Raw genomic sequence first — 20,309 nt, forward strand, 5'->3', positions numbered from 1 at the left:
CGTATCCGCCGGCCGGTTGACCGTAGCCACCCTGGTCGTACCCGCCAGCCTCCGGAGTGCCGTATCCCGCGGTCGGCTCGGCGGCGCGACCGCCGTACGGGGCGGCATCGGGCTGGCCGTACCCCTGCCCCTGCTCCGGCTGGTAGACGCCGGTGGCGTACGGGTCGGCCGGAGCCGGGTACTGGGTGCTGTCACCGGTGTACCGGCCGGTCGGCTCGTCGAACCGCTCGCCGTAGGCCGCCCCGCCAGCGGGCGCCGGCGGGTAGGCGGCGGTGCCGCCCGGGGCGTCGTAATCCCGACCGCCGTAGCCGCCGCCGGAGGCTGGAGCGTTCCCGTAGCCGGCACCGGAGGCCGGAGCATTGCCGTAACCGGCACCGTAACCATCACCGGCTGCACCGGCGCCATAGCCGCCCTCTGGGCCGGCCGGAGTGCCGTAGCCGCCACCGGAAGCGGGGGCGTTGCCGTAGCCGCCGGCACCGTACCCGGCGGACGCTGGCTCCTCGCCGTAGCCGGCGCCACCCCAGCCCTGCTGACCCGCGCCGCCGTAAGGCTGGGCAGGCGCGCCGTACGGGTCCGGCGGAACGTCGTCGACCACCGGTCGGTGCATCATCGTCGGTGCCTCGCTCAGCGCCGCGCCGCCGACCATGGTCGGGTCCGCTCCACCGCCGGGACGACCGCCGACCACCCGGGTCTGGTCGTCGGGACTGCGGAATCCGCCGCGCGAGGGCGGCACCACTCCGCCACCGGCAACTGCCGGAGCGTCGTCGTCGTCGCCGTTCTCCCTGCGCTTCATCCAGAGCAGCACGATCGTGCCGACACCGGCGGCGACCAGAAGACCACCGAGCAGGATGATCAGGTACGAGCTGAAGCCGCCGCCGTCCTCGTTGTTCGCGGCGTTCGCCGGAGCAGCCTGGCTGGCCTCCTCGGTGGGCTCCTCCGCGGTGCCCTCCTCGGTCGCCTCGTCGGTGGGGGTGGCCTCGGGAGTGGCGGACGGGGTGGCGCTGGGCGTCGGCTCGGCCTTGATCGCGAGGCTGAGCCGCTGACCGGTGACGGCCTGCCCGGCGTTGGCGTTGAAGGACTTGAACGCCTTGATGTTGTCGAACGACGCGCCCAGGTCGATCCGGCCGGGGGCGATCGGGTTCTGGGTCGTACCGGTGAACCGGAAGTCGCCGTTGTCGTTGCTGGTGGCGTCGTAGCGGTGACCGGCGGTGTCCTGGAGGACCACGAACGCGTTCGGCACGGCCTTGCCGTTTGACTGCGCGACCACCTTGCCGGCGACCGACCGCACGGTCTGGTTCTGCGGCGGCGGCGGAGCGGCGGCTGCCTTGACGGTGACGCGGAGAGTGCGGGAGTTGGAGTCTCCCGTTACGGTGATCCTCGCCTGGGTGCCGTTAGCTGCGGGCGCGTTGGCCGCTGCGGACAGGGTCAGGGTTAGGGTCTTCGGCGCGAGTGGTTGGTCGAAGGTGATCGGGCCGCATCCGCCGCAGGTGACGCCGTCAGGAAGACCATTCACGTCGATGTCTGCGGACTCTTCGCCGACGTCGGGTCTAACAACCACGCTGACTGTGCTGCTCTTGCCAGCATCAATCGTGACGGAGTTGTCAGCTGTGCTGATCTTCGCGGCCATGGCTGGTGTGGCGGGGACGGCGAGCAGAGCGCCGGCAACCAGCGCTACGACCACACCGGCCCGCTGCTTCCAGGCACGTCGGTGTGTTGACACGTCCACCGCCTTCCGGGCTGACTTCCCTCTGACCGGCGGGGCGCCGGGCCGGGGATCATCACGGTACGAATACGCCGTCGGCAACTATGCCTTGTCCGACTGCATGAGCGCGACCCAGGGCCAGCGTCGCGTGTCTGGCCGGGGGGTCGTATCGTCCCGTCGTGTCCTCTCCGCACAGTAAGTCCGCTGCCGTTACGGCCGCGTTGTCGGCGCTCGACGAGGGGCGTACGCCCGAACGGCCGGTGTTCCGAGAGGCGGTCCGGTCGTTGTTGGCCGTCCTCGCGGAGCGCGCCCCCGGCCGATCGGTGGAGGTGCGCGTTCCACCATACGGGGCGATCCAGTGCGTACCGGGGCCTCGACACACCAGGGGAAATCCACCAAACGTGGTCGAGATGGCCCCGAACACCTGGTTGGAGCTGGCAACCGGCAGGGTTGCCTGGGCGGAGGCGGTCACCGACGGTCGCGTCCAGATGAGTGGCAACCGCGCGGACCTCTCGGCGTATCTGCCCCTCTAGTCGTCCCGGTGTCCCACTCGCTGTAACGGTGAGCAGGGGAATCGTGACTTTCTGTATTGACGTCGATTCGCGTACACTGTCAGGCGACGACAGTGGTCCCGGCAGAGGAGAGTGGATCCGCCCGTGATCCCCGCCCGGCCGGTCCAGACCAGCATGAGGGAGCGGTAGGTGCCCCGAGGCGACGGCCGGCTGAGCCACGACCTTGACCCCCAACGACCTGGCCCCCAGGATGCCTGCGGCGTCTTCGGCGTCTGGGCCCCCGGCGAAGAGGTTGCCAATCTGACCTACTTCGGCCTCTACGCCCTCCAGCACCGCGGCCAGGAGGCGGCGGGCATCGCGGTGAGCGATGGCTCCGGCGTGGTGGTCTACAAGGACCTCGGCCTCGTGGCGCAGGTCTTCGACGAGCCCACCCTGGCCAGCCTGCGTGGTCACCTGGCGATCGGGCACGCCCGATACTCCACCACCGGCGCGTCCAACTGGGAGAACGCCCAGCCGACGATCCGGTCGACCACCTCCGGCACGACCATCGCGCTGGCTCACAACGGCAACCTGGTCAACACGGCCGAGTTGGAGAAGGAGGTCGCCGAGCGCGGCCTCATCGCGGACGGCTCGACAAACGACACCTCCCTGGTGACGATGCTGCTCGCCAGCCGACCGGATCTTTCGGTCGAGGCGGCCGCGCTGGAGGTGCTGCCGCAGCTGCGCGGCGCGTTCAGCTTCGTCTTCATGGACGAGGCGACCCTCTACGCGGCCCGCGATCCGCACGGCGTCCGCCCGCTGGTGCTCGGCCGCCTGGAGCGCGGCTGGGTCGTCGCCAGCGAGACGGCCGCCCTGGACATCGTCGGCGCCAGCGTGGTGCGCGAGGTCGAGCCGGGCGAGCTGATCGCGATCGACGAGAACGGGCTGCGCTCCACCCGGTTCGCCGCGCCGGAGCCGAAGGGCTGCCTCTTCGAGTACGTCTACATCGCCCGCCCTGATGCCACGATCGCCGGGCGCAACGTCCACTCGGCGCGGGTCCAGATCGGCCGGCAGTTGGCCAAGGAGCACCCGGTCGAGGCCGACCTGGTGATCCCGGTGCCCGAGTCGGGCACCCCGGCTGCCATCGGGTACGCGGAGGCGTCCGGCATCACGTACGGCGCCGGCCTGATGAAGAACCCGTACGTGGGTCGCACCTTCATCCAGCCGTCGCAGACCCTGCGTCAGCTCGGCATCCGGCTCAAGCTCAACCCGCTGCGGGAGAACGTCCGCGGCAAGCGGTTGGTGGTCGTGGACGACTCGATCGTGCGCGGCAACACCCAGCGCGCCATCGTGCGGATGCTGCGTGAGGCAGGGGCGCTGGAGGTGCACGTCCGGATCTCCTCCCCGCCGGTCAGCTGGCCGTGCTTCTACGGCATCGACTTCGCCACCCGGGCGGAGCTGCTGGCCAACGGGTTGGACAACGACGGCATCCGGCGCTCCATCGGCGCCGACACGCTGGGCTTCGTTTCCCTTCCTGGCCTGATCGCCGCGACCGAGCAGCCGAAGACCAGGCTGTGTCGGGCGTGTTTCGATGGGGAGTACCCGATCGAGTTGCCAGCCGGCAACCTGATCGGCAAGCACGTGCTCGAAGGGGTGGGTCGACGCGTCGCCAACTCGGCGCCGGAGGCCCCGCACACCAACGGCTCGTCCGTCGCCACTCCGGGTGGCGTTACCGCAAACCGCCCGTAGCACCAACCGGCGCGGCCCGGCTACCGCCGGCGGCACCGAGAACCAAAGGGGAGAACCGTGACGCACGTGTCCGAGCGCAACGGCGCAGGAAGCAGCCCGACCGGCGCCGGCGGCGACCGCCAGCCGTGGACGGGCGGTGCTGGCCGCCAGGCGCGCAAACGCTCGGTCTCGTACGCCGACGCCGGTGTCTCCATCGACGCGGGTGACCGCGCGGTGGAGCTGCTCAAGTCGAAGGTGCGGCAGACCCGCCGTCCCGAGGTGCTCGGTGACCTCGGTGGCTTCGCCGGCCTGTTCCGGCTGGACACGAAGAAGTACAAGAGCCCGATCCTGGCGTCCTCCACCGACGGGGTGGGCACCAAGCTGGTGATCGCCCAGCAGATGGACATTCACGACACGGTCGGCATCGACCTGGTCGCGATGGTCGTCGACGACCTGGTGGCCTGCGGCGCCGAGCCGCTGTTCCTGCTCGACTACATCGCCACCGGCGAGGTCGTGCCGGACAAGGTCGCCGAGATCGGCGCGGGCATCGCCGACGGCTGCCGCTACGCCGGCTGCGCGCTGCTGGGCGGGGAGACCGCCGAGCACCCCGGCGTTCTGCGTCCGGACGAGTACGACATCTCCGCGACCGGCGTGGGCGTGGTCGAGGAAGCCGACATCCTGAGCCCCGACCGGGTCGAGGTGGGCGACGTGGTGATCGCCATGCGCTCCTCCGGCCTGCACTCCAACGGATACTCGCTGGTCCGGCACGTGCTGCTGGGCGCGGCCCGGATGCGTCTGGACATCGTGATCGACGACTTCGGTCGGCAGCGGACCCTCGGCGAGGAGTTGCTCACGCCGACCAAGATCTACGCCAAGGACTGCCTCAAGCTGATCGCCGAGGCCGAGGTGCGGGCGCTGTCCCACATCACCGGTGGCGGCATCCCCGGCAACCTGGTCCGGGTGCTGCCCGAGCACGTCGACGCGGTGGTCAACCGGTCCACCTGGAAGCCGCAGCCGATCTTCGACCTGATCCAGACGAAGGGTCGGATCGACGACCACGACATGGAGTCGACCTTCAACATGGGCGTCGGCATGTTCGCGATCGTCTCGGCCGAGGACGCCGACCGGGCGCTGGCCACCCTGACTGGGCGTGGCGTCGAGGCGTGGCAGGCCGGCGAGATCATCGAAGGCACCGGCAACGTGCAGATGGTCGGTCAGCACACCCGAGGATGATCACTTTCCGGTGATCGTACGGGCACCTGATCAGGGCTTCACCCGAGTGGCCAATGCCGCCTAGCCTGAAGGGCACCCTCAGGCTAGGCGGAGGAGGGCGATGGCTGCTCGGGGACAGTCGTTCAGCGGGATGCGCGGTCTGGCCGCCGTCCCGTCGTACGTCGTCATGCAGCCCACCACCCTCTGCAACCTCGACTGCGCGTACTGCTATCTGCCGTTTCGCGCCGCCGACCGCCGGATGCCGGTGGCGGTGGCCGAGGCGGTCGCGGCGGCGGTCAATCCCTGGGCGGCGAACGGTCGGTTCTCCGTGGTGTGGCATGGCGGCGAGCCCCTGGCCGCCGGTCGAGAGCACCTGGCCGATCTGATCGCCCCGTTCGGGCCAGAGGTCGAGCACCATGTGCAGACCAACGCCACCCTCATCGACGACGACTGGTGCGACTTCTTCGCCCGGCACGAGATGCGGGTGAGCGTGAGCGTCGACGGGCCCCGGGCGCGCAACGGCGACCGGGTCAACCGGGGCGGTCAGCCGGCGTACGACCGGATCCTGCACGGCATCTCGGCGCTGCGCCGGCGGGGTCTGCCCTTCTCCGCGCTGGCCGTGGTGTCCCGGCCCGAGCCGGGGCTCGCCACCGAGCTGTACGACTACTTCCTCGAGCTGGGCTGCGACGTGTTGGGCATCAACATCGAGGAGACCGAAGGGGTCAACACCCGCGACAACCGCCACGACCCGTCGGCGGTGTCCGCGTTCTGGGCGGAGTTGGTCGGGGCGTGGCGCCGGGAGCCCAGAATCCACCTCCGCGAGATCGAGTGGTCGTTGCGCTACGCCGCGGCGGTGCTCGACAACTCGGCGGACGGGGTGCTGCCCCGCCACCTGGACCCGATCCCGACGATCGGTCACGACGGTTCGGTGATCGTGCTCTCCCCGGAACTGGCCGGTTTCACCGACCTCCGCTACGGCGACTTCAGCAGCGGCAACGTGCTGACCACCCCGTTGGCGCAGATCCTCGGCGACGCGGCGACGACGCCGTGGGTGAAGGAGTTCCTGGCCGGGGTGGAGGCGTGTCGGGCGTCCTGCCCGTACTTCGGTTTCTGCGGTGGTGGCCATGCCGCCAACCGCTACTTCGAACTGGGGCGTTTTGACGGTACGGAGACCGAGCACTGCCGCAACAGCAAGATCCGCCTATTGGAGGGAGTGTTGGAGCATGCCCGAGACCACCAGTCACCGGCGGCCTGAGCGCGAAGCGGACGACGGAGTCACCGAACGGGTGCGGGACGCGGCTCCCGCGCTCGTCGCACTGCTTCAGGAGGCCGAGGACGCACGGCGGCTGCGTTCGGAGGTGTCGGGCGGAGAGGGCTCCAGCGCGGTCTGCGCCTGGAACCACTTCGAGAACATCCCGACGTTCTACAACTGGAACAATCGCCCGCGCTGAGGAAGCCGTTGTCAGGGGCCTGTCGAGCGGCCGGAGTGATCCGGTCGGGCCAGGCCCCTGATCGTCGGCGACTGCACCTGCCACGGGACGTGCGTGAGCACGCGGGGGTTACCGCGTGCTCAGCTGCGTCGAGAGGTCAGCGGGTCGGACGGACCCAGGGATCCGGATCGTCGTCCGCGTGATCCTCATCATCGTCGTCGACGAACTCTTTAGAGTCGTCGTCGAAGTGGTGCTCAGACTTACCAGCACCCGCCAGTTCGCGCTGCAAAGCGGTGAGGTCGGTGTTCGGGGAGTGGTACTTCAACTCCCGCGCCACCTTAGTCTGCTTGGCCTTAGCACGGCCGCGCCCCATGGCTCGACCCCCTCGCACAGAATGCGGGGCAGCCCGAAGGCGGGCCCCGATGACGTCAGGCATCTCTCGTGGCTCTTACGGTACATGGGGATGCCATCGTTCGGCACCTCGGGTTACCGTCAGCCGGCTCTGCGCGTCGCGTCGATCCGGCCGTCACCCAGTGTACCGGGTAAGGAGCGGAACGGTTAGCACCCGTGACACCGGACAAACCGCATCAAATTTGATCCCGGCTCAGCTTACCCAGCGACGCCCGGCACCGGGGCCCGGAGGCGGATCTCGTCGATCCGCCCCCGGGAACGCTCAGCGCAGGTGGATCGCGCGCAGCCGGCCGACATCGGCCATCCGCCGCTCCGCCAGACGGTCCGCGGCCACCGCCGGCGGCACGCCCTCCGCGTCAGCCAGGTGCAGGATCTCGCGGGTGGTGTCGTAGATCCGGGTCGCCCGCAGCTTCGCCCGGTCGAAGTTGAAGCCCTCGATCTCGTCGGCCACCTGGATCACGCCGCCCGCGTTGACCACGTAGTCCGGGGTGTAGAGGATGCCCCGGTCGGCCAGCAGCTTCTCGATGCCCGGGTGGGCGAGCTGGTTGTTCGCCGCCCCGGTGACCACCTTGGCGCGCAACGCCGGCACGGTGTCGTCGTTCAGGGCGCCGCCCAGCGCGCACGGCGCGTACACGTCGATGTCCGCGGCGACCAGGGCGCTGGCGTCGTCGACGAGGGTGACCTGCGGGTGGTTGCTGCGCACCCACGCCAGTGCCTTCGGGTTGACGTCGGTGGCGACCACCTCGGCGCCGTCCTCCAGCAGGTGCCCGGTCAGGTACTTGCCGACCTTGCCCAGCCCGGCCACGCCGATCCGCCGGCCACGCAGGCTCGGGGTGCCCCACACGTGCTCGGCCGCGGCACGCATCCCCTGGAAGACACCCCAGGCGGTGAGGATCGACGAGTCGCCGGCACCGCCGTGCTCCACGCTGCGCCCGGTCACGTAGCGGGTCTCCCGGGCCACGACGTCCATGTCCGCGACGTACGTGCCGACGTCACAGGCGGTGTAGTAGCGGCCGCCCAGCGACTCCACGAAGCGGCCGTACGCGCGCAGCAGCGCCTCGCTCTTGATCTGCTCCGGGTCGCCCCAGATGACGGCCTTGCCGCCGCCCAGGTCCAGCCCGGCGAGCGCGTTCTTGTACGCCATCCCACGGGACAGGTCCAGCACGTCGGCGAGGGCGTCGTCCTCGCTCGCGTACGGGTAGAAGCGGGTGCCCCCGAGCGCCGGGCCCAGCGCGGTGGAGTAGATCCCGATGATCGCCTTCAGGCCGCTCTGCTTGTCCTGGCAGAACACGACCTGTTCGTGACCGGTCGATACCGGGTCGTCGGTGCTCGCGAATACGCCCATGGTTGGCTCCTACTGTGGTGTGCATCCTTGTGGGACGCGGACCTGGTGGACCCCGGCGGGGATGCTGCCGGTGTGATCGAGCCTAGTATCGGCCGCCGGGCAGGCGCTCGACGCGCCGCCGCCGTCCCACGGTGCGGCGCGCGTGCTCCGGCCGCTGACCGCGTACGGGCGTGGTTCGTGGGAGGATCGCGCGGTGCCGTCGCTCTTCGCTTCTTACCTGCGCGTGTACGAACCGCTGGCCGCCTTCGATCGAGACCGGCAGAGCTACTGGCGCCGCTACGTCTCGGAGGGGCGCGCGATCGCCCCGGTCGAGGGGCCCGGTCGGCAGCGGACGGCGGTGATCGAGGCGCTGGGTGCTGGCTGGACCCGGCTGCCGGACCTGCCGGAGGAGGCGTACGTCCTGGAGACGGACGACGGCCTGCTGGTCTGCCCGTGGAACCTGCGCATCCGGGTCGCTGAGGCGGCGCTCAGCGCCCGGGACGGGGTGCCCTCGGTGCTCGCCGACGCCTTCGTGCCGCCGGTGCTCGCCGGGCAGGCCAGGGCGGTGGTGGACGACTGGCGCAGTGGCGCCCGGGTGCTGGAGCACGGGGTGCCCCGGGTGCACGAGCAGATCGCCACCTGGGGCGTACCGCTGCGGTGGTTCGTGCTCTTCGACCCGGCGGAGCGGGACCTGGTCACCCAGCCGGGCCGGCGGGCGTTGCGCTACCGCACCGAGATCTCCAAGGCTCGACGCCGCTCGTCGCGGGCGCTGTCGGTGCTGCGCAAATCGGTGGGCGAGGCGCCGATCACCGAAGCGGTGGAGGAGGCGGCCCGCTGGCTGGAGGAGTTCCATCCGCGGTCCGTGGTCGAGCTGGACTACGGCGGTCTGGTCGACCTGCTCTCCGACGAGACGCTCGCCGCGGACGACTCGCCGGAGTTGGTTGCCAGCGGCCTCGCGGGGCTGTCGCGCGGCGAGGCCGAGGAGGCGTCGGCCGCGTACGACAAGTTGGTCGCTCGGTGGCGCGCGGTGCAGCTGTTGGAGCGGTGCAACTAGGGCATATCACCCTAGGAGCGCTCCCAAGGTGAGTTCTGCTCGTAGTTGACGCATCACGAACCGTGAGCATGAGTCCGAATAAGGTACTTTCTGCCGTGTAAAAGTCGTAAAAATCGGGCATGGTTCATCCGTCCGTCTAGGGACCTTCATCCGTTCGGCCCATGTCGGACATCGGGGACTAGCCGGACCATGGGAGACGCGTCGGCCGGCGGGACCCCGGCCGATGTCTATACATGTGGAGGAGTGACCGATGGCATCGCGAACGCACGAACCAGAGCCGCTACTCACGCCGGCCGAGGTGGCGTCGATGTTCCGGGTCGACCCGAAGACGGTGACCCGTTGGGCCAAGGCTGGCAAGCTCAGTGCCATCCGCACCCTGGGTGGCCACCGTCGGTACCGTGAGTCGGAGGTCAGGGCGCTGCTGCAGGGCCAGATCCCGCAGCAGCGGCAGGGCGACTGAGCCGGCAAGAGTTCTTCGTCAGGGGCGGTGGATCTCGATCCGCCGCCCCTTTCGTATGCCCGGCCGTGGTCAGCGCCGTGGCTCGGCCAACGTCACCCGGATGCCGACCGTGCCGCCCTCGCCGCGACGCAACCGGCTGCCCAGCAGGCTGAGTCGACCGATCAGGCGGTACTTGTGCTTGAGCAGGTCGCGGACCCGACCGGTGTCACCGCCCCCGTAGATCGTCGCGTGAGCTGGCACCTCCGCCCCGTGTGGCCGACCCCGCACGTCGCACGGTGCCACGGTCACCTCGCCGTTGCGGCGGATCCGCTTCACCTTGCCCGAGTCAGCCCGGGTCCAGACGGCCAACGCCTCCCCGTCGCGCACCGCCCAGACCGGGGTCGGCACCGCCTGACCGTCCTTGCGGAAGGTCGTGAGCAGGATGTATTTCTCGGCCGACAGCCGGTCCAGCATGGTCACGCCGCCAGGATACGGCCGGCGCGGGCCACTGAGTGGCCGGATAGCGTGAACGTCGTGACGGTTGAGCCTCTAATCGGTGACGTGGTCGGCGAACTGCTGCGAGACACACTCGCCGTGGCCACCGGGGTAGGCCCCCGGCCCCTGGTCGGTGGTCGACTGCCGCGACCGGTCATCGAGATCATCGAACGGGACGACGGTCTGATCAACGGCGCCCCGTCCGCGCACTACCTGGACGGGCCGGCGGAGTGGCAGCCGTACGACCACCGCGCGGTGGACCGGGCGCACGGCGAGACGCTGGACATCGGCACCGGAGCCGGCCGGATCGCGCTGCTGCTCCAGGAACGCGGCGTACCGGTCACCGGGCTGGACACCTCCGCGGGCGCGCTGGAGGTGAGCCGGCGTCGCGGTGTCCGGCGGCTGGTTCACGGCACCGTCGACACGCACGTCGCCGACGGGTCGCGGTACGACACGTTCCTGCTGCTCGGCAACAACCTCGGGCTGTTCGAGGGACGGGAGCGCGCTCCCGAGTTCCTGGCCGCGCTCGCCGCGCTCGCCCGACCGGGGGCGCAGATCATCGCGCAGGGCACCGACCCGTACGGCACCCGCGACCCGCTGCACACCGGCTACCACGAGCGCAACCGTCGGCGCGGCCGGTTCGGTGGCCAGCTACGGCTGCGGCTGCGCTACCGCGAGTTGAGCACCGAGTGGTTCGACTACCTGGTCTGCTCGGCGGACGAGTTCGCCAGCCTGGTGCACGGCACCGGTTGGCGGCTCACCGATGTGGACGACCGCGACGCCCCCTACTACCTGGCCACCCTGCGCCTCGTCGACTGAGCAGGACGGCCCCCGTTCTCCGCCGACGGAGAACGGGGGCCGTCCGTACGTCTCAGACCTGAACGGTCGGGGGGAGCTGCTCGGGCGGGAGGCCGCCGTCGCCGTCGACCACCTCGTCCGGTTGGCCGTCCTCGTCGATGTCGACCATGGTGATGTCCACCTTGCCGTCACCGTCGGTGTCGAACTGGAACAGGTCCGCCTTGCCGTCGCCGTCGGTGTCCACCACCCACACGTCGGTCTTGCCGTCGTTGTTGGTGTCGGCGCGCAGCAGTTCGACCCGCTCGTCGCCCCGGGTTTCCACGATCTCCCCGTCGGTGACGCTCTCCGGTGCCTGGCTCATGTCGATGCGGTCCTTCCCTCGGTTGACGGGCCGTCATTACCCGATCCGGCGCTCCCCCACGCATGGGCCGGGTCGTCGCGCTGTCTAGGGTCGCACCATGAGCGAGCGGAGCGGGCGGGACACCCGGGCCGGCGTAGCGGGGACCCCGCGCGTCGGCGGGCGGGACAGGGAGGCGTGATGAGCGATCGTTTCGTGGTCGTCGGTGCCGGCACGATGGGGCTTGGCATCGCGTACGTGGCGGCCGGTGCCGGGTACGCCGTCGAGTTGGTCGAGGTGGACCCCGAGCGGGGTGCGGCCGCGCTGAACCGGCTCGCCGAGCTGTGGGAGCGGGCGGTGCAGCGCGGGAAGCTGAGCGCTGACGAGGCCGCCACGAACCGGCAGCGGGTGACGCTGCGCCCGACCCTCGCCGAGGTCGCTCCCGCCCCCCAGGTGATCGTGGAGGCGGTGCCGGAGCGCCTCGAGGAGAAGCGTGCCGTGCTCCGGGACGCCGCCGCGCTGCGCCCGGCGCTGCTGGGCAGCAACACCTCCAGCATCGCCATCGGGGCGCTGGCCGCCGAACTGGACGCGCCCGAGCGCTTCCTCGGCCTGCACTTCTTCAACCCGGTCTGGGCGATGGCGCTGCTGGAGATCGTGGTCGGCCCGGCCACCGCCGAGGAGACCACCGCCGCGGCCGTCGCGCTCGCCGGCCGGCTCGGCAAGGATCCCGTCGTCGTACGCGACATGCCCGGCTTCGCCACCTCCCGGCTCGGGGTCACCCTCGGGCTGGAGGCGATCCGGATGGTCGCCGACGAGGTGGCGAGCCCGGCGGACATCGACAAGGCCATGGTGCTCGGCTACCGGCATCCGATCGGGCCGTTGGAGCTCACCGACCTGGTCGGCCTCGACGTGCGGCTGGACATCGCCCGAACTCTCCAGGCCGCGTACGGGGACCGCTTCGCGCCGCCCCCGCTGCTGGTGGAGATGGTGGCCGCGGGGCGGCTGGGCAAGAAGTCCGGGCAGGGCTTCTACCGCTGGAGTGGCGGTGTCAAACAGTGAGCGCGAGGAGTGAGCTTGCGAGCCCCGCAGTCGCGAATGAAAGGTGGGCACAGTGAGCGCGAGGAGTGAGCTTGCGAGCCCCGCAGTCGCGAACGAAAGGTCGGCACAGTGAGCGGGTTGCGGATCGAGGAGCGGCCGGACCGGCTGGTGGTCACCCTGGACCGGCCGGAGAAGCGCAACGCCATTGACGCCGACCTGATCGCCGAGCTGCACCAGGTCTGCGCCGAGTTGGAGGCGCGCCCGCGCCTGCTGCTGCTCACCGGCGGCGCGGCGGGCATCTTCGCCGGTGGTGCCGACATCGGCCAGCTCCGCGAACGGGGTCGCACGGACGCCCTCGCCGCGATCAACTCGGCCGCCTTCGCCCGCATCCGGGCGCTGCCGATGCCGACCGTGGCGGCCGTCGACGGCCCGGCGTTGGGCGGTGGCGCGGAGCTGGCGTACGCCTGCGATCTGCGGGTGTGCACGGCGCGGGCGGTCTTCGGGCAACCGGAGGTGCGGTTGGGCATCCTGGCCGGCGCCGGCGCGACCCACCGGCTGCCGGCGTTGATCGGCGAGGGCCGGGCCAAGGAGTTGCTCTTCACCGGCCGGCGGGTGGACGCCGCGGAGGCACTGCGGATCGGTCTGGTGAACCGGGTGGTGGACGAGCCCGGCGAGCTGCTGACGGTGGCGCACGCGTTGCTGGACGAGATCGCCCTGGGCTCACCGTTGGCGGTGCGGCTGACCAAGCTGGCGGTGGACGCGCCCGCCGCCGCGCACCCGCATCTCGACCTGGTCAGCCAGGCGGTGCTCTTCGAGGACGACGAGAAGCACCGCCGGATGACCGAGTTCCTGGAGCGCCGCCGGCCGCGCTGATCCCGCGTACCAGAAACGGCCGCACCGGCGGGAAGCCGGTGCGGCCGTCGTGGGTTTCGGGTCCTGCCTACTGCCGGATCTGCACCCCGGCGTCGGCCAGCCCGCGGATCACCTGGGCGGACTCACCGAAACCGATGATCAGTACGGCGTCTGCGCCGAATTCCTTGATCTGCTTCGCGCCGCCGCTGAAGTCGACCGGAGCGGCCTTCGCGTCGGCCGGCGGCTCGTACGTCAACAGCTTGAGCCGGTCGTTGGCGATACCGGCCTTCTCCAGCTCCTCGCGGACGGTGCCCTGGAGGCCCTCACCGTAGGAGTCCTTGCGGGCGACGATGACGATCTTCTGTGACCCGTCGCGGAGGATCACGTCGGCCAGCGCCCGGCCCTGGAGGCTGTCCGGAGGGGCGGTACGGAAGTAGAGGCCCTGGTCGTCGACGTCGGTCAGGCTGCTGTCGGTGTTGGAAGGGGAGAAGAGGATCTTCCCGGCCTGCACCACGTCCGGCAGCACCGCCCGGGAGATGCCCGAACCGCCGGCACCGATGATCACGCTGACGCCGTCCGTCACGTGCTTGGCCACCGTCGCCTTGGCCACCGCCGGGTTGGTGCCGTCGTCGCCGTCGAGCCACGTCACCGGCTTGCCCAGTGCGCCGCCAGCGGCGTTGATCTCCTTGATCGCCAGCGCGGCGCCGGCCTCCATCGGCGGGTAGGCGATTGCGAGGTCACCGGTCTTCGGCAGCAGGCCGCCCAGGATCAGCGGCTCCTGGTCGGCGGCGCCACCCGGGCGCTGCTTCTTCGGCTTCGGCGGCGTCTTGGTGCTCGCCGCCGACTCGATGCCCGCGCCGACGAACTCGGTCTTGCCGTCGTTGATCTGCTGCCCGTCGAAGGTCAGCGTGGCGTAGCTCGCGGTGGCCGGCTCACCCTTGTCGGTGAAGCCCGCCCGGGTGAGCGACACGCCGCGGTACTCGATGTCCTGACCGTTGCGGGCCAGCGCGAGACAGCTGGCCGGGTCTTCGCAGCGCTGCCCGTCGTTGGTCACGGCCACGATCTGCTTCGTGATGGCGGCCGGGTCGGTGCTCCCGGCCAACTGGGCGGCGAGCACGGCGATCACCACCGCGTCGTACGTCTCGGCGGAGTACACGTAGTCCGTCAGCGCCGGATTGACGGCCCGTAGCCGGCCCTTGAAGTCGTCTGGGAGCGGCACGAGGGGCGTGGTGCCCTTCATCCCGTCGACGAGACTCGCCCGTTCCTTCAACTCCGCAGGATAGGAGTTGAGCATGTTGCCGTCCGTGCCGTAGAGGCGCACCTGTTGGGCGCTTGCCTCTTCGGGCTTGTCTTCCCCGCAAGCGCTTGTGGCGAGCAGGATCGTCGCGCAGGCAGCCAGTGTGGCTACCCGCGAGCGGCGTGATACGAACATGGTCGTCCTTCCTCCGGCGAAGGTCCGCTGCGCACATTAGCGTGCCGAGGCCGGCGGCGGGACCGTGGAGGTGGCGTAATGCGCAGGTAGCTCGCGTTGAACACGGACAGTGACGGTTGCGGGGGCGCTTGACCACCGGTCCTACTGTGCGCTGCGTGACCGACCTACCACAGCAGACGTTCGATGACGCGGCCGCCGTGCTCCGTTCGGCGTTGACCGGCGATGGAGACGCGGTGGTGGGAGCGTTCGACGCGGTCGTCGACCGGGCCGGCCTGGACGGCGCGTACGGCGTCGCCTGGTGCCTGGCCGCGACCATGCTCGGTGACGCGCCGGCGGCCAGCGGGGCGGCGCTCGACTTTCCGGGAATCGATCAGGCCGGGTACGACACCCGCTGGGTGGCCCGCTTCGTCAGCGCGTACGCGAATCGGGACGAGCCGACCGGGGAGGCGTTGTTCGGCGCGGCGGCCGCCGACGGGTTGCTCCCCGACTGCCTGCTCACACTCGCCGGCTCGACGATCGCCACCCTGCGCAGCCGCGCCGGGTGACGCGCCGCCGGGTCGCGGCGTCCGTCGGGGGGCGGACGCCGCGACCGTGCGGGCCGGTCAGAACGCGTGGTACGCGATCAGCGGTTCGTACTCGTACCGCAGGTTCTCGAAGCGGACCCGGAAGTTGACGCCGTCCCGGACGTTGGTCGCCACCGTGATCCAGCCCGAGTTGGCCGGCAGGTAGGTCCAGTAGTTGCAGGCGCTCGTCTTGTCTACGAAGATCACGCACGCCTCGGTGGCGTACACGCTCGTGTTGCGCACGTTGATGTCGCGACAGCGCGTCGTGGTGCGGTACTGGCCGGCCGAGCCGCCGTAGCGGCCGGTCTCGAAGTACGACCGGACCGCCCCGCCGTAACAGGTGGCGAGCGGTGCGAACGCGTTCGGCCCGGAGCTGACCGGCGTGGTCGGTGTGGTCGGCTCCGCCTGCGCGGGTGTACCGACGGAGAGCAGTGCGGCGGCCGTGGCGACGGCGAGCAGACGAGCGGTCGGGGATGGCATCCGTTCGTTCCTCCAAACAGTTGGCTGACCGTCCGTATCGGACTGATCATCGGGCCGTGACGATGATACGTATCGATCGATAGCCGCGCCGCCCCGAGATGTCCGGCCCGTGTGGTAGCTCTGTAGGCATGTCCGAGGCCATGCTCAGCAAGGTGCGCAAGCTGTTGGCCCAGGCCGAGGACCCGGCCTGCACACCGGCCGAGTCCGCCGCGTTCACCGCCAAGGCGACCGAGCTGATCGCCCGCTACGGCGTCGACCGGGCGCTGCTCGCCGCCCGGGACCCGACCACCGACCCGGTCGGCGACCGAGTGCTGGACGTCGTCGCCCCGTACGCCCGAGACAAGGTCGGCCTGCTCGCCGCGGTGGCCGAGCCGCTGCGCTGCCGCTGCGTACGCCGTCGGCAGGGCAACGGCTTCGCCCTGCACCTCTTCGGCTTCGCCAGTGACCTGGAACGGGTCGACCTGCTCTTCACCTCACTGCTCGTGCAGGCGGCGCACGGCCTGGCCGCCACCGAGGTGCCTGCCGATGACCACCCCGCCGCCTTCCGCCGCTCCTGGCTGGCCGGCTTCGCGGAGGTGATCGGCGGTCGACTCTGGGCGGCCGAGTCGGCGGCGGCCAGCGAGTCGGGCACACCGTCGGTCGCGCTGGTGCTGGCCGACCGGTCCGACCGGGTGCAGCGCCGGCTCACCGACGAGTACCCACGGCTGCGTACCGCACCGCCGCGTCGGTTGGGCGGCACCGGCTTCGGTTCGGGGGCGGAGGCCGGCGAACGCGCGAACCTTGGTGGTCGGGATCTCGGCGGCGCCGCTGCGGGTCGTCGGCTCGGCCGGTGACCCCGGTGGGCCGCCGGCCGGTGACCCGGTGGGCCGTCAGGCCGTCGTGCTGGGGCGGTGGCGCGACACCGTGGCGACGTAGCGGGTGAGCAGCTCGTGCCAGCCGGCCGTGAGCGCCTTGCGGTAACCCTCGGCAGCCTCGCCGTGCCGGTCGAAGTGCCGGTGCTCCAGGTCGACCCGGGTGCGCTCCGGCCCTTCGGCATGGAACAGCACCTCGACCTCGCTCGCGCGGGCCGGGTCCGGCACCGGCGCCCGGTCGGGGCCGATCTGCCAGACGAAGACCAGCCGGCGAGGCGGATCCCAGGTGAGCACCCGACCCCAGTCGGCGCGAAAACCGTACGGGCCGATCTCGTAGAGCATGCCGCCGGCCCGAGGCTCCATGCCCAGCTCGGCCAGCGCGTCCGGGCCGGACCAGGTGTATTCGGTGACCCACCAGTCGGTCAGCTCGTCGGTGAAGACCGTGAACGCGTGCTCGGCGGAGCCCGGGACGAGAAGGCTGCACCGGAGAGAGAACTGGCCGACGTCCTGCCGGATGTCGGCCGGATCAGTCAATTCCTGTCCCATAGGCCCGGACCATACCGGCTGATGCCTCGGTGTGCAGCTTCGCGCGGTGCCCGGTTCCAGACAGAGGGTCGTCGGGCCGTCACGGACGGGATGGCCCGCCGGAAAGCGGGTAAACGCGCCGGACGGCCCGGACGACCGGGCTGGTGTGCAGGTGGGGCGGGAGAACATGAGCGAGAGCGGGCAGCAGCGGGAGCCGGACCGGAACGTCGACAGCGGGAACCCGGACGACGTCCTGCTCGACATTCCGAAGGTCTCCGTGGACTCCATCCGACTGGCGGTCGACGGTCTGGAGGCCGACCTGTCGCTGCGGGCGCGGGTGGCCAACCTGCTCCAGGTCGACGCCGGCGTACGGGTGCACCTCAACGGCGGCGAGTTGAACATCGACGGGGTGAACGCCGAGGCGCAGCTGCGGGTGCGGTTGGAGCAGCTGACCAGGATCCTGGGACGAGCGCTCGACACCCTCGACAACAACCCGCAGATCATCGAATCGCTCGCACGCACGGCCGGCACCGCCATCGACGACGTGAACCGCAGCACCCAGCAGTTGGCCACGGGCGCAGCGGAGATCAAGGCGTCGAGTCGACGCTCGGACGACGTACGCGGCGAGCCGGGCCAGCAGGTCGGCGCGGCCAGCCCGGTGGCCGACCGCGACCGACTGGGTTCCGACCGGCCGGGTCCGGGTCGGCCATCGGGTTCTGGCCCGCCGGGTCGCGATCGGCTCGGCCCTGGTCGTCTGGGTTCTGATCGGCCGGATGCGGGTCGGTCCGAGGCGGGGCCGGTCGGCTCGGGACCGGGTGCCGGCGGCCCTGGGCCGCGAGCCGGCGGCCCAGGGCCGGCCGACCAGGCGCATGCGCAGGGCCAGCAGCCGGAGGGCCAGCATCGGGAGGGTCGACAGCCGGAGGGTCGACAGCCGGAGGGTCGGCGTCCTGAGGGTCCGCATGCGCAGGGCCAGCATCCTCAGGGACGGCAGCCAGATGGACGGCAGCCGGAGGGACGTGAGTCGGAGGGCGGCTCGCCACGTGGCAACGGTCCGGAAGGCCAGCGGTCCGAGGGGTCGCGTCACGCCGGTGGAGCGCGGCCCGAAGGCGCGGGTGACGGAGGGCGCTCGGCAGGGGCGGACCGGGACCAGCAGCGCCCCGAGGGATCGGCGGGGCCGGCGGCCGGGGAGACCGGAAACCAGCCCGGCCAGTCGGCTGCGTCCGGTCCAAGCCCGTCCGGTCCAAGCCCGTCCGGTCCAAGTCCGTCCGGGGACGGCGGCGGTGGTCTGCCGGGCGCGGCGCAGGCCGCGGCGCAGAGCGCAGCCCAGTTCGCCGAGCAGGCGGGGGAGACGCTGCGAGAGGCCGGACGCAGCGTGTGGGAGGCCATCCAGGGCAGCGTGGCCCAGCATCGCCCGCAGGGACGCCGCGACCACTGACGCCGTCGCCGCGACCACTGACGCCGCGCGGTCGTGCGTGACGTCCGGCGCGCGGTGCGTGACGTCCGGCGCGCTGCCCCGATGCGGAGGCGACCCCGGGCATGATCGACTCGGTTTTCTTGAAGTCGCGGCATCGCGCCTGCTGGGACACCGCGATTTCAAGGAAGTCGTGTTGATCACGCGGACTGGCCGGGGCTGGTCATGTAGGCCGACGGGGCTGGTCATGTAGGCCGACGGGAGGTGTCGGCGACAGCCCAGGAGTAGCCCATGGGGAGAGAGCGGTGGGTGCGGCCGTCACTGAAAGCGACCCGCAAAAGCAAGATCCCCACCTGCGTTTCCGCTGGCGGGGACCTCTGTAGCCCGGCGAAAGGCTATGTGGCCAGGGGCGGGGTCGAACCGCCGACCTTCCGATTTTCAGTCGGACGCTCGTACCAACTGAGCTACCTGGCCGTGTCGCTCGGCTCATGTTACCCGGCAACCGGACGAACCGGCGGCAAGGCGACCTGCTCCGATACGCAGAACGCCGCGCGAGGCGCGGCGTCAGCGCTGCGGTCCTGACGGGACTTGAACCCGCGACCTCCGCCTTGACAGGGCGGCGAGCACTCCAACTGCTCCACAGGACCTAGCTTGTGTTGCTCCGGCTTGCGCCGGTCTTGCCTTGCTCCGGCTTGCGCCGGTCGTGCCCCCAACGGGATTCGAACCCGTGCTACCGCCTTGAAAGGGCGGCGTCCTGGGCCGCTAGACGATGAGGGCGGCCCCGCCATCATTGCACATTCGCAACTTCAAGCGGACTTGCTCCCATCCGGCCCCGCCGGAGGCTTGGAAAGCATACGTGATGCTCCGTCGGTCGACAAAATCGGTATCGGCAAGGGCTTCGGACGGGCCATAACCGCAGGTCAGAGTGGTTCTAGTGGAGTCGGGTGATGCCGAAGCGCTGCTTCAGGTCGGCGATCAACTTCGGGCAGGCGGCGAGTGTCGCCGCCCGGTTACCGCCCCCGTCGTGCAGAAGAACGATCGCACCGGGCCGGGTGGCGGCGTGGACTCGCTTGCCGATCGTGGCCGCGGTCGGCTTGTCCCAGTCCTGCGGGTCGACCGACCAGTGCAGCGGGCGCATGCCGAGATCCTTGGCGACCCCGAGCACCTCCGACGTCCATCGGCCGCCGGGCTGCCGGTAGAACGGCACCTTCGCCCCGGGAGTGGCCTTCTGGATGGTCTTGTTGGTGCGCTCCAGGTCGGCTCGGATCTCGCCGACAGGTCGACGGGCAAGATCGAGGTCGTGACGCCAGCTGTGGTTGCAGAGCTGGTGTCCCTCCCGGACGATCCGCCGGACCAACTCCGGGTGACGCTGCACCTCGCGGCCGACGACGCAGAAGGTCGCCGTCACCTTGGCGGCCTTCAGATGGTCGAGCACCTTGGGTGTCCAGGCTGGGCTGGGCCCGTCGTCGAACGTCAGGGCCACCGGGCGTACACCGGTGTTGCGCCCCAGCCCGGAGGGGAGCTTGGCCGGCAGCGGCCGCAGCGGCGGCTTGGCCGGCTTGGTGACGCTGGGGTGCGGTGTCGGGGTGGGCGGCCTGGTCGATTCCACCGGCTGTGGAGCGCCGGCGGGTGCGATGGTGCGCACCGGCTGCGCACAGCCGGAAAGGACCAGCGCCACGGCGAGGACGGACGCCAGGATGGCGCGGGCTTGCATCTGCTCGCTCCCGGAGGGTCGG

At 70.8% G+C, this 20,309-nt stretch carries 22 protein-coding genes and 3 tRNA genes; 13 read left to right on the forward strand and 12 right to left on the reverse strand.

Annotation, left to right across the window (positions count from 1 at the left end; all coding sequences use genetic code 11):
• The coding region (locus tag ACFYP0_RS30845; RefSeq protein WP_386998396.1) for a carboxypeptidase-like regulatory domain-containing protein at positions 1-1,720 on the reverse strand (1,720 nt) is incomplete at its 3' end.
• Between the two features lie 161 nt (positions 1,721-1,881).
• Here ACFYP0_RS30845 and ACFYP0_RS30850 point away from each other — a divergent pair.
• From ACFYP0_RS30850 to amcA, 5 genes are all read left to right on the forward strand, one after another.
• Positions 1,882-2,235, forward strand: coding sequence for a sterol carrier family protein (locus tag ACFYP0_RS30850; protein ID WP_244218736.1), 354 nt, complete (start codon positions 1,882-1,884; stop codon positions 2,233-2,235).
• Positions 2,236-2,403: 168 nt separating this feature from the next.
• Entirely contained in the window at positions 2,404-3,942 is a 1,539-nt protein-coding gene (gene purF / locus ACFYP0_RS30855) for an amidophosphoribosyltransferase (RefSeq protein WP_124853505.1), read from the forward strand.
• Positions 3,943-3,999: 57 nt separating this feature from the next.
• Complete coding sequence (gene purM, locus ACFYP0_RS30860) at positions 4,000-5,154, forward strand: phosphoribosylformylglycinamidine cyclo-ligase (protein ID WP_124853504.1); 1,155 nt, start codon at positions 4,000-4,002, stop codon at positions 5,152-5,154.
• A 130-nt stretch (positions 5,155-5,284) separates the two neighbouring features.
• Positions 5,285-6,388, forward strand: coding sequence for a cyclophane-forming radical SAM peptide maturase AmcB (gene amcB, locus ACFYP0_RS30865; protein WP_355496150.1), 1,104 nt, complete (start codon positions 5,285-5,287; stop codon positions 6,386-6,388).
• A complete protein-coding gene (gene amcA, locus ACFYP0_RS30870; RefSeq protein ID WP_124853502.1) occupies positions 6,357-6,584 on the forward strand; it encodes a multiple cyclophane-containing RiPP AmcA in 228 nt (75 codons plus the stop codon). Before amcB ends, amcA begins: the two co-directional genes overlap by 32 nt.
• A 136-nt stretch (positions 6,585-6,720) precedes the next feature.
• On the opposite strand, the gene ACFYP0_RS30875 is transcribed toward amcA, so the two are convergent.
• Together ACFYP0_RS30875 and ACFYP0_RS30880 are read right to left on the reverse strand one after the other, a co-directional pair.
• Entirely contained in the window at positions 6,721-6,936 is a 216-nt protein-coding gene (locus ACFYP0_RS30875) for a DUF3073 domain-containing protein (protein WP_030332207.1), read from the reverse strand.
• Between the two features lie 300 nt (positions 6,937-7,236).
• Positions 7,237-8,319, reverse strand: a complete 1,083-nt coding sequence (locus ACFYP0_RS30880; RefSeq protein ID WP_124853501.1) for a Glu/Leu/Phe/Val family dehydrogenase — start codon at positions 8,317-8,319, stop codon at positions 7,237-7,239.
• A 193-nt stretch (positions 8,320-8,512) separates the two neighbouring features.
• Here ACFYP0_RS30880 and ACFYP0_RS30885 point away from each other — a divergent pair, with 193 nt between their 5' ends.
• Together ACFYP0_RS30885 and ACFYP0_RS30890 are read left to right on the forward strand one after the other, a co-directional pair.
• Positions 8,513-9,352, forward strand: coding sequence for a hypothetical protein (locus ACFYP0_RS30885; RefSeq protein WP_124853509.1), 840 nt, complete (start codon positions 8,513-8,515; stop codon positions 9,350-9,352).
• Between the two features lie 250 nt (positions 9,353-9,602).
• On the forward strand, positions 9,603-9,812 hold the full coding sequence (locus ACFYP0_RS30890; protein WP_007073996.1) for a BldC family transcriptional regulator: 210 nt from the start codon (positions 9,603-9,605) through the stop codon (positions 9,810-9,812).
• Between the two features lie 69 nt (positions 9,813-9,881).
• Here ACFYP0_RS30890 and ACFYP0_RS30895 read toward each other — a convergent pair whose 3' ends face one another.
• Positions 9,882-10,271 (reverse strand): PPOX class F420-dependent oxidoreductase, encoded by a 390-nt coding sequence (locus tag ACFYP0_RS30895; protein ID WP_355495833.1) that lies wholly within the window; start codon positions 10,269-10,271, stop codon positions 9,882-9,884.
• A gap of 54 nt (positions 10,272-10,325) precedes the next feature.
• On the opposite strand from ACFYP0_RS30895, the gene ACFYP0_RS30900 reads away from it, so the two are divergent.
• Entirely contained in the window at positions 10,326-11,105 is a 780-nt protein-coding gene (locus ACFYP0_RS30900) for a class I SAM-dependent methyltransferase (RefSeq protein WP_386998397.1), read from the forward strand.
• Positions 11,106-11,157: 52 nt separating this feature from the next.
• Here ACFYP0_RS30900 and ACFYP0_RS30905 read toward each other — a convergent pair whose 3' ends face one another.
• Positions 11,158-11,445: a hypothetical protein gene (locus ACFYP0_RS30905; protein WP_091396025.1), complete on the reverse strand. Its 288-nt coding sequence runs from the start codon at positions 11,443-11,445 to the stop codon at positions 11,158-11,160.
• A 177-nt stretch (positions 11,446-11,622) separates the two neighbouring features.
• Here ACFYP0_RS30905 and ACFYP0_RS30910 point away from each other — a divergent pair, with 177 nt between their 5' ends.
• Both ACFYP0_RS30910 and ACFYP0_RS30915 read left to right on the forward strand, forming a co-directional pair.
• Positions 11,623-12,480, forward strand: a complete 858-nt coding sequence (locus ACFYP0_RS30910) for a 3-hydroxyacyl-CoA dehydrogenase family protein (RefSeq protein WP_355495838.1) — start codon at positions 11,623-11,625, stop codon at positions 12,478-12,480.
• A 108-nt stretch (positions 12,481-12,588) separates the two neighbouring features.
• Positions 12,589-13,332: an enoyl-CoA hydratase/isomerase family protein gene (locus ACFYP0_RS30915; protein WP_091396017.1), complete on the forward strand. Its 744-nt coding sequence runs from the start codon at positions 12,589-12,591 to the stop codon at positions 13,330-13,332.
• A gap of 67 nt (positions 13,333-13,399) precedes the next feature.
• Here the strand turns inward: ACFYP0_RS30915 and ACFYP0_RS30920 are convergent, their stop codons facing one another.
• Positions 13,400-14,743, reverse strand: a complete 1,344-nt coding sequence (locus ACFYP0_RS30920) for an ABC transporter substrate-binding protein (protein ID WP_124853497.1) — start codon at positions 14,741-14,743, stop codon at positions 13,400-13,402.
• A gap of 155 nt (positions 14,744-14,898) precedes the next feature.
• Here ACFYP0_RS30920 and ACFYP0_RS30925 point away from each other — a divergent pair, with 155 nt between their 5' ends.
• Positions 14,899-15,288, forward strand: coding sequence for a hypothetical protein (locus ACFYP0_RS30925; RefSeq protein WP_091396011.1), 390 nt, complete (start codon positions 14,899-14,901; stop codon positions 15,286-15,288).
• A gap of 57 nt (positions 15,289-15,345) precedes the next feature.
• Here ACFYP0_RS30925 and ACFYP0_RS30930 read toward each other — a convergent pair whose 3' ends face one another.
• Positions 15,346-15,786: a hypothetical protein gene (locus tag ACFYP0_RS30930; RefSeq protein ID WP_386998398.1), complete on the reverse strand. Its 441-nt coding sequence runs from the start codon at positions 15,784-15,786 to the stop codon at positions 15,346-15,348.
• Between the two features lie 128 nt (positions 15,787-15,914).
• Between ACFYP0_RS30930 and ACFYP0_RS30935 the strand changes: the two genes are divergently transcribed.
• The gene (locus tag ACFYP0_RS30935; protein WP_355495845.1) at positions 15,915-16,619 is read left to right on the forward strand and encodes a DUF2786 domain-containing protein; all 705 of its coding nucleotides are present in this window, start codon (positions 15,915-15,917) and stop codon (positions 16,617-16,619) included.
• Positions 16,620-16,655: 36 nt separating this feature from the next.
• Here the strand turns inward: ACFYP0_RS30935 and ACFYP0_RS30940 are convergent, their stop codons facing one another.
• Positions 16,656-17,183, reverse strand: a complete 528-nt coding sequence (locus ACFYP0_RS30940; protein ID WP_124853494.1) for an SRPBCC family protein — start codon at positions 17,181-17,183, stop codon at positions 16,656-16,658.
• A 166-nt stretch (positions 17,184-17,349) separates the two neighbouring features.
• Here ACFYP0_RS30940 and ACFYP0_RS30945 point away from each other — a divergent pair, with 166 nt between their 5' ends.
• Positions 17,350-18,597 (forward strand): hypothetical protein, encoded by a 1,248-nt coding sequence (locus tag ACFYP0_RS30945; RefSeq protein WP_386998399.1) that lies wholly within the window; start codon positions 17,350-17,352, stop codon positions 18,595-18,597.
• Between the two features lie 376 nt (positions 18,598-18,973).
• On the opposite strand, the gene ACFYP0_RS30950 is transcribed toward ACFYP0_RS30945, so the two are convergent.
• The 4 genes from ACFYP0_RS30950 to ACFYP0_RS30965 form a co-directional block, all read right to left on the reverse strand.
• A tRNA-Phe gene (locus ACFYP0_RS30950) sits at positions 18,974-19,047 on the reverse strand.
• Between the two features lie 99 nt (positions 19,048-19,146).
• Positions 19,147-19,220, reverse strand: a tRNA-Asp gene (locus ACFYP0_RS30955).
• Positions 19,221-19,277: 57 nt separating this feature from the next.
• A tRNA-Glu gene (locus ACFYP0_RS30960) sits at positions 19,278-19,350 on the reverse strand.
• 154 nt (positions 19,351-19,504) lie between these two features.
• Positions 19,505-20,287 (reverse strand): polysaccharide deacetylase family protein, encoded by a 783-nt coding sequence (locus ACFYP0_RS30965; RefSeq protein ID WP_386998400.1) that lies wholly within the window; start codon positions 20,285-20,287, stop codon positions 19,505-19,507.
• Between the last annotated feature and the right edge of the window lie 22 nt (positions 20,288-20,309).

It is taken from the genome of Micromonospora arida (assembly GCF_042873195.1).
GTDB lineage: Bacteria > Actinomycetota > Actinomycetes > Mycobacteriales > Micromonosporaceae > Micromonospora > Micromonospora arida.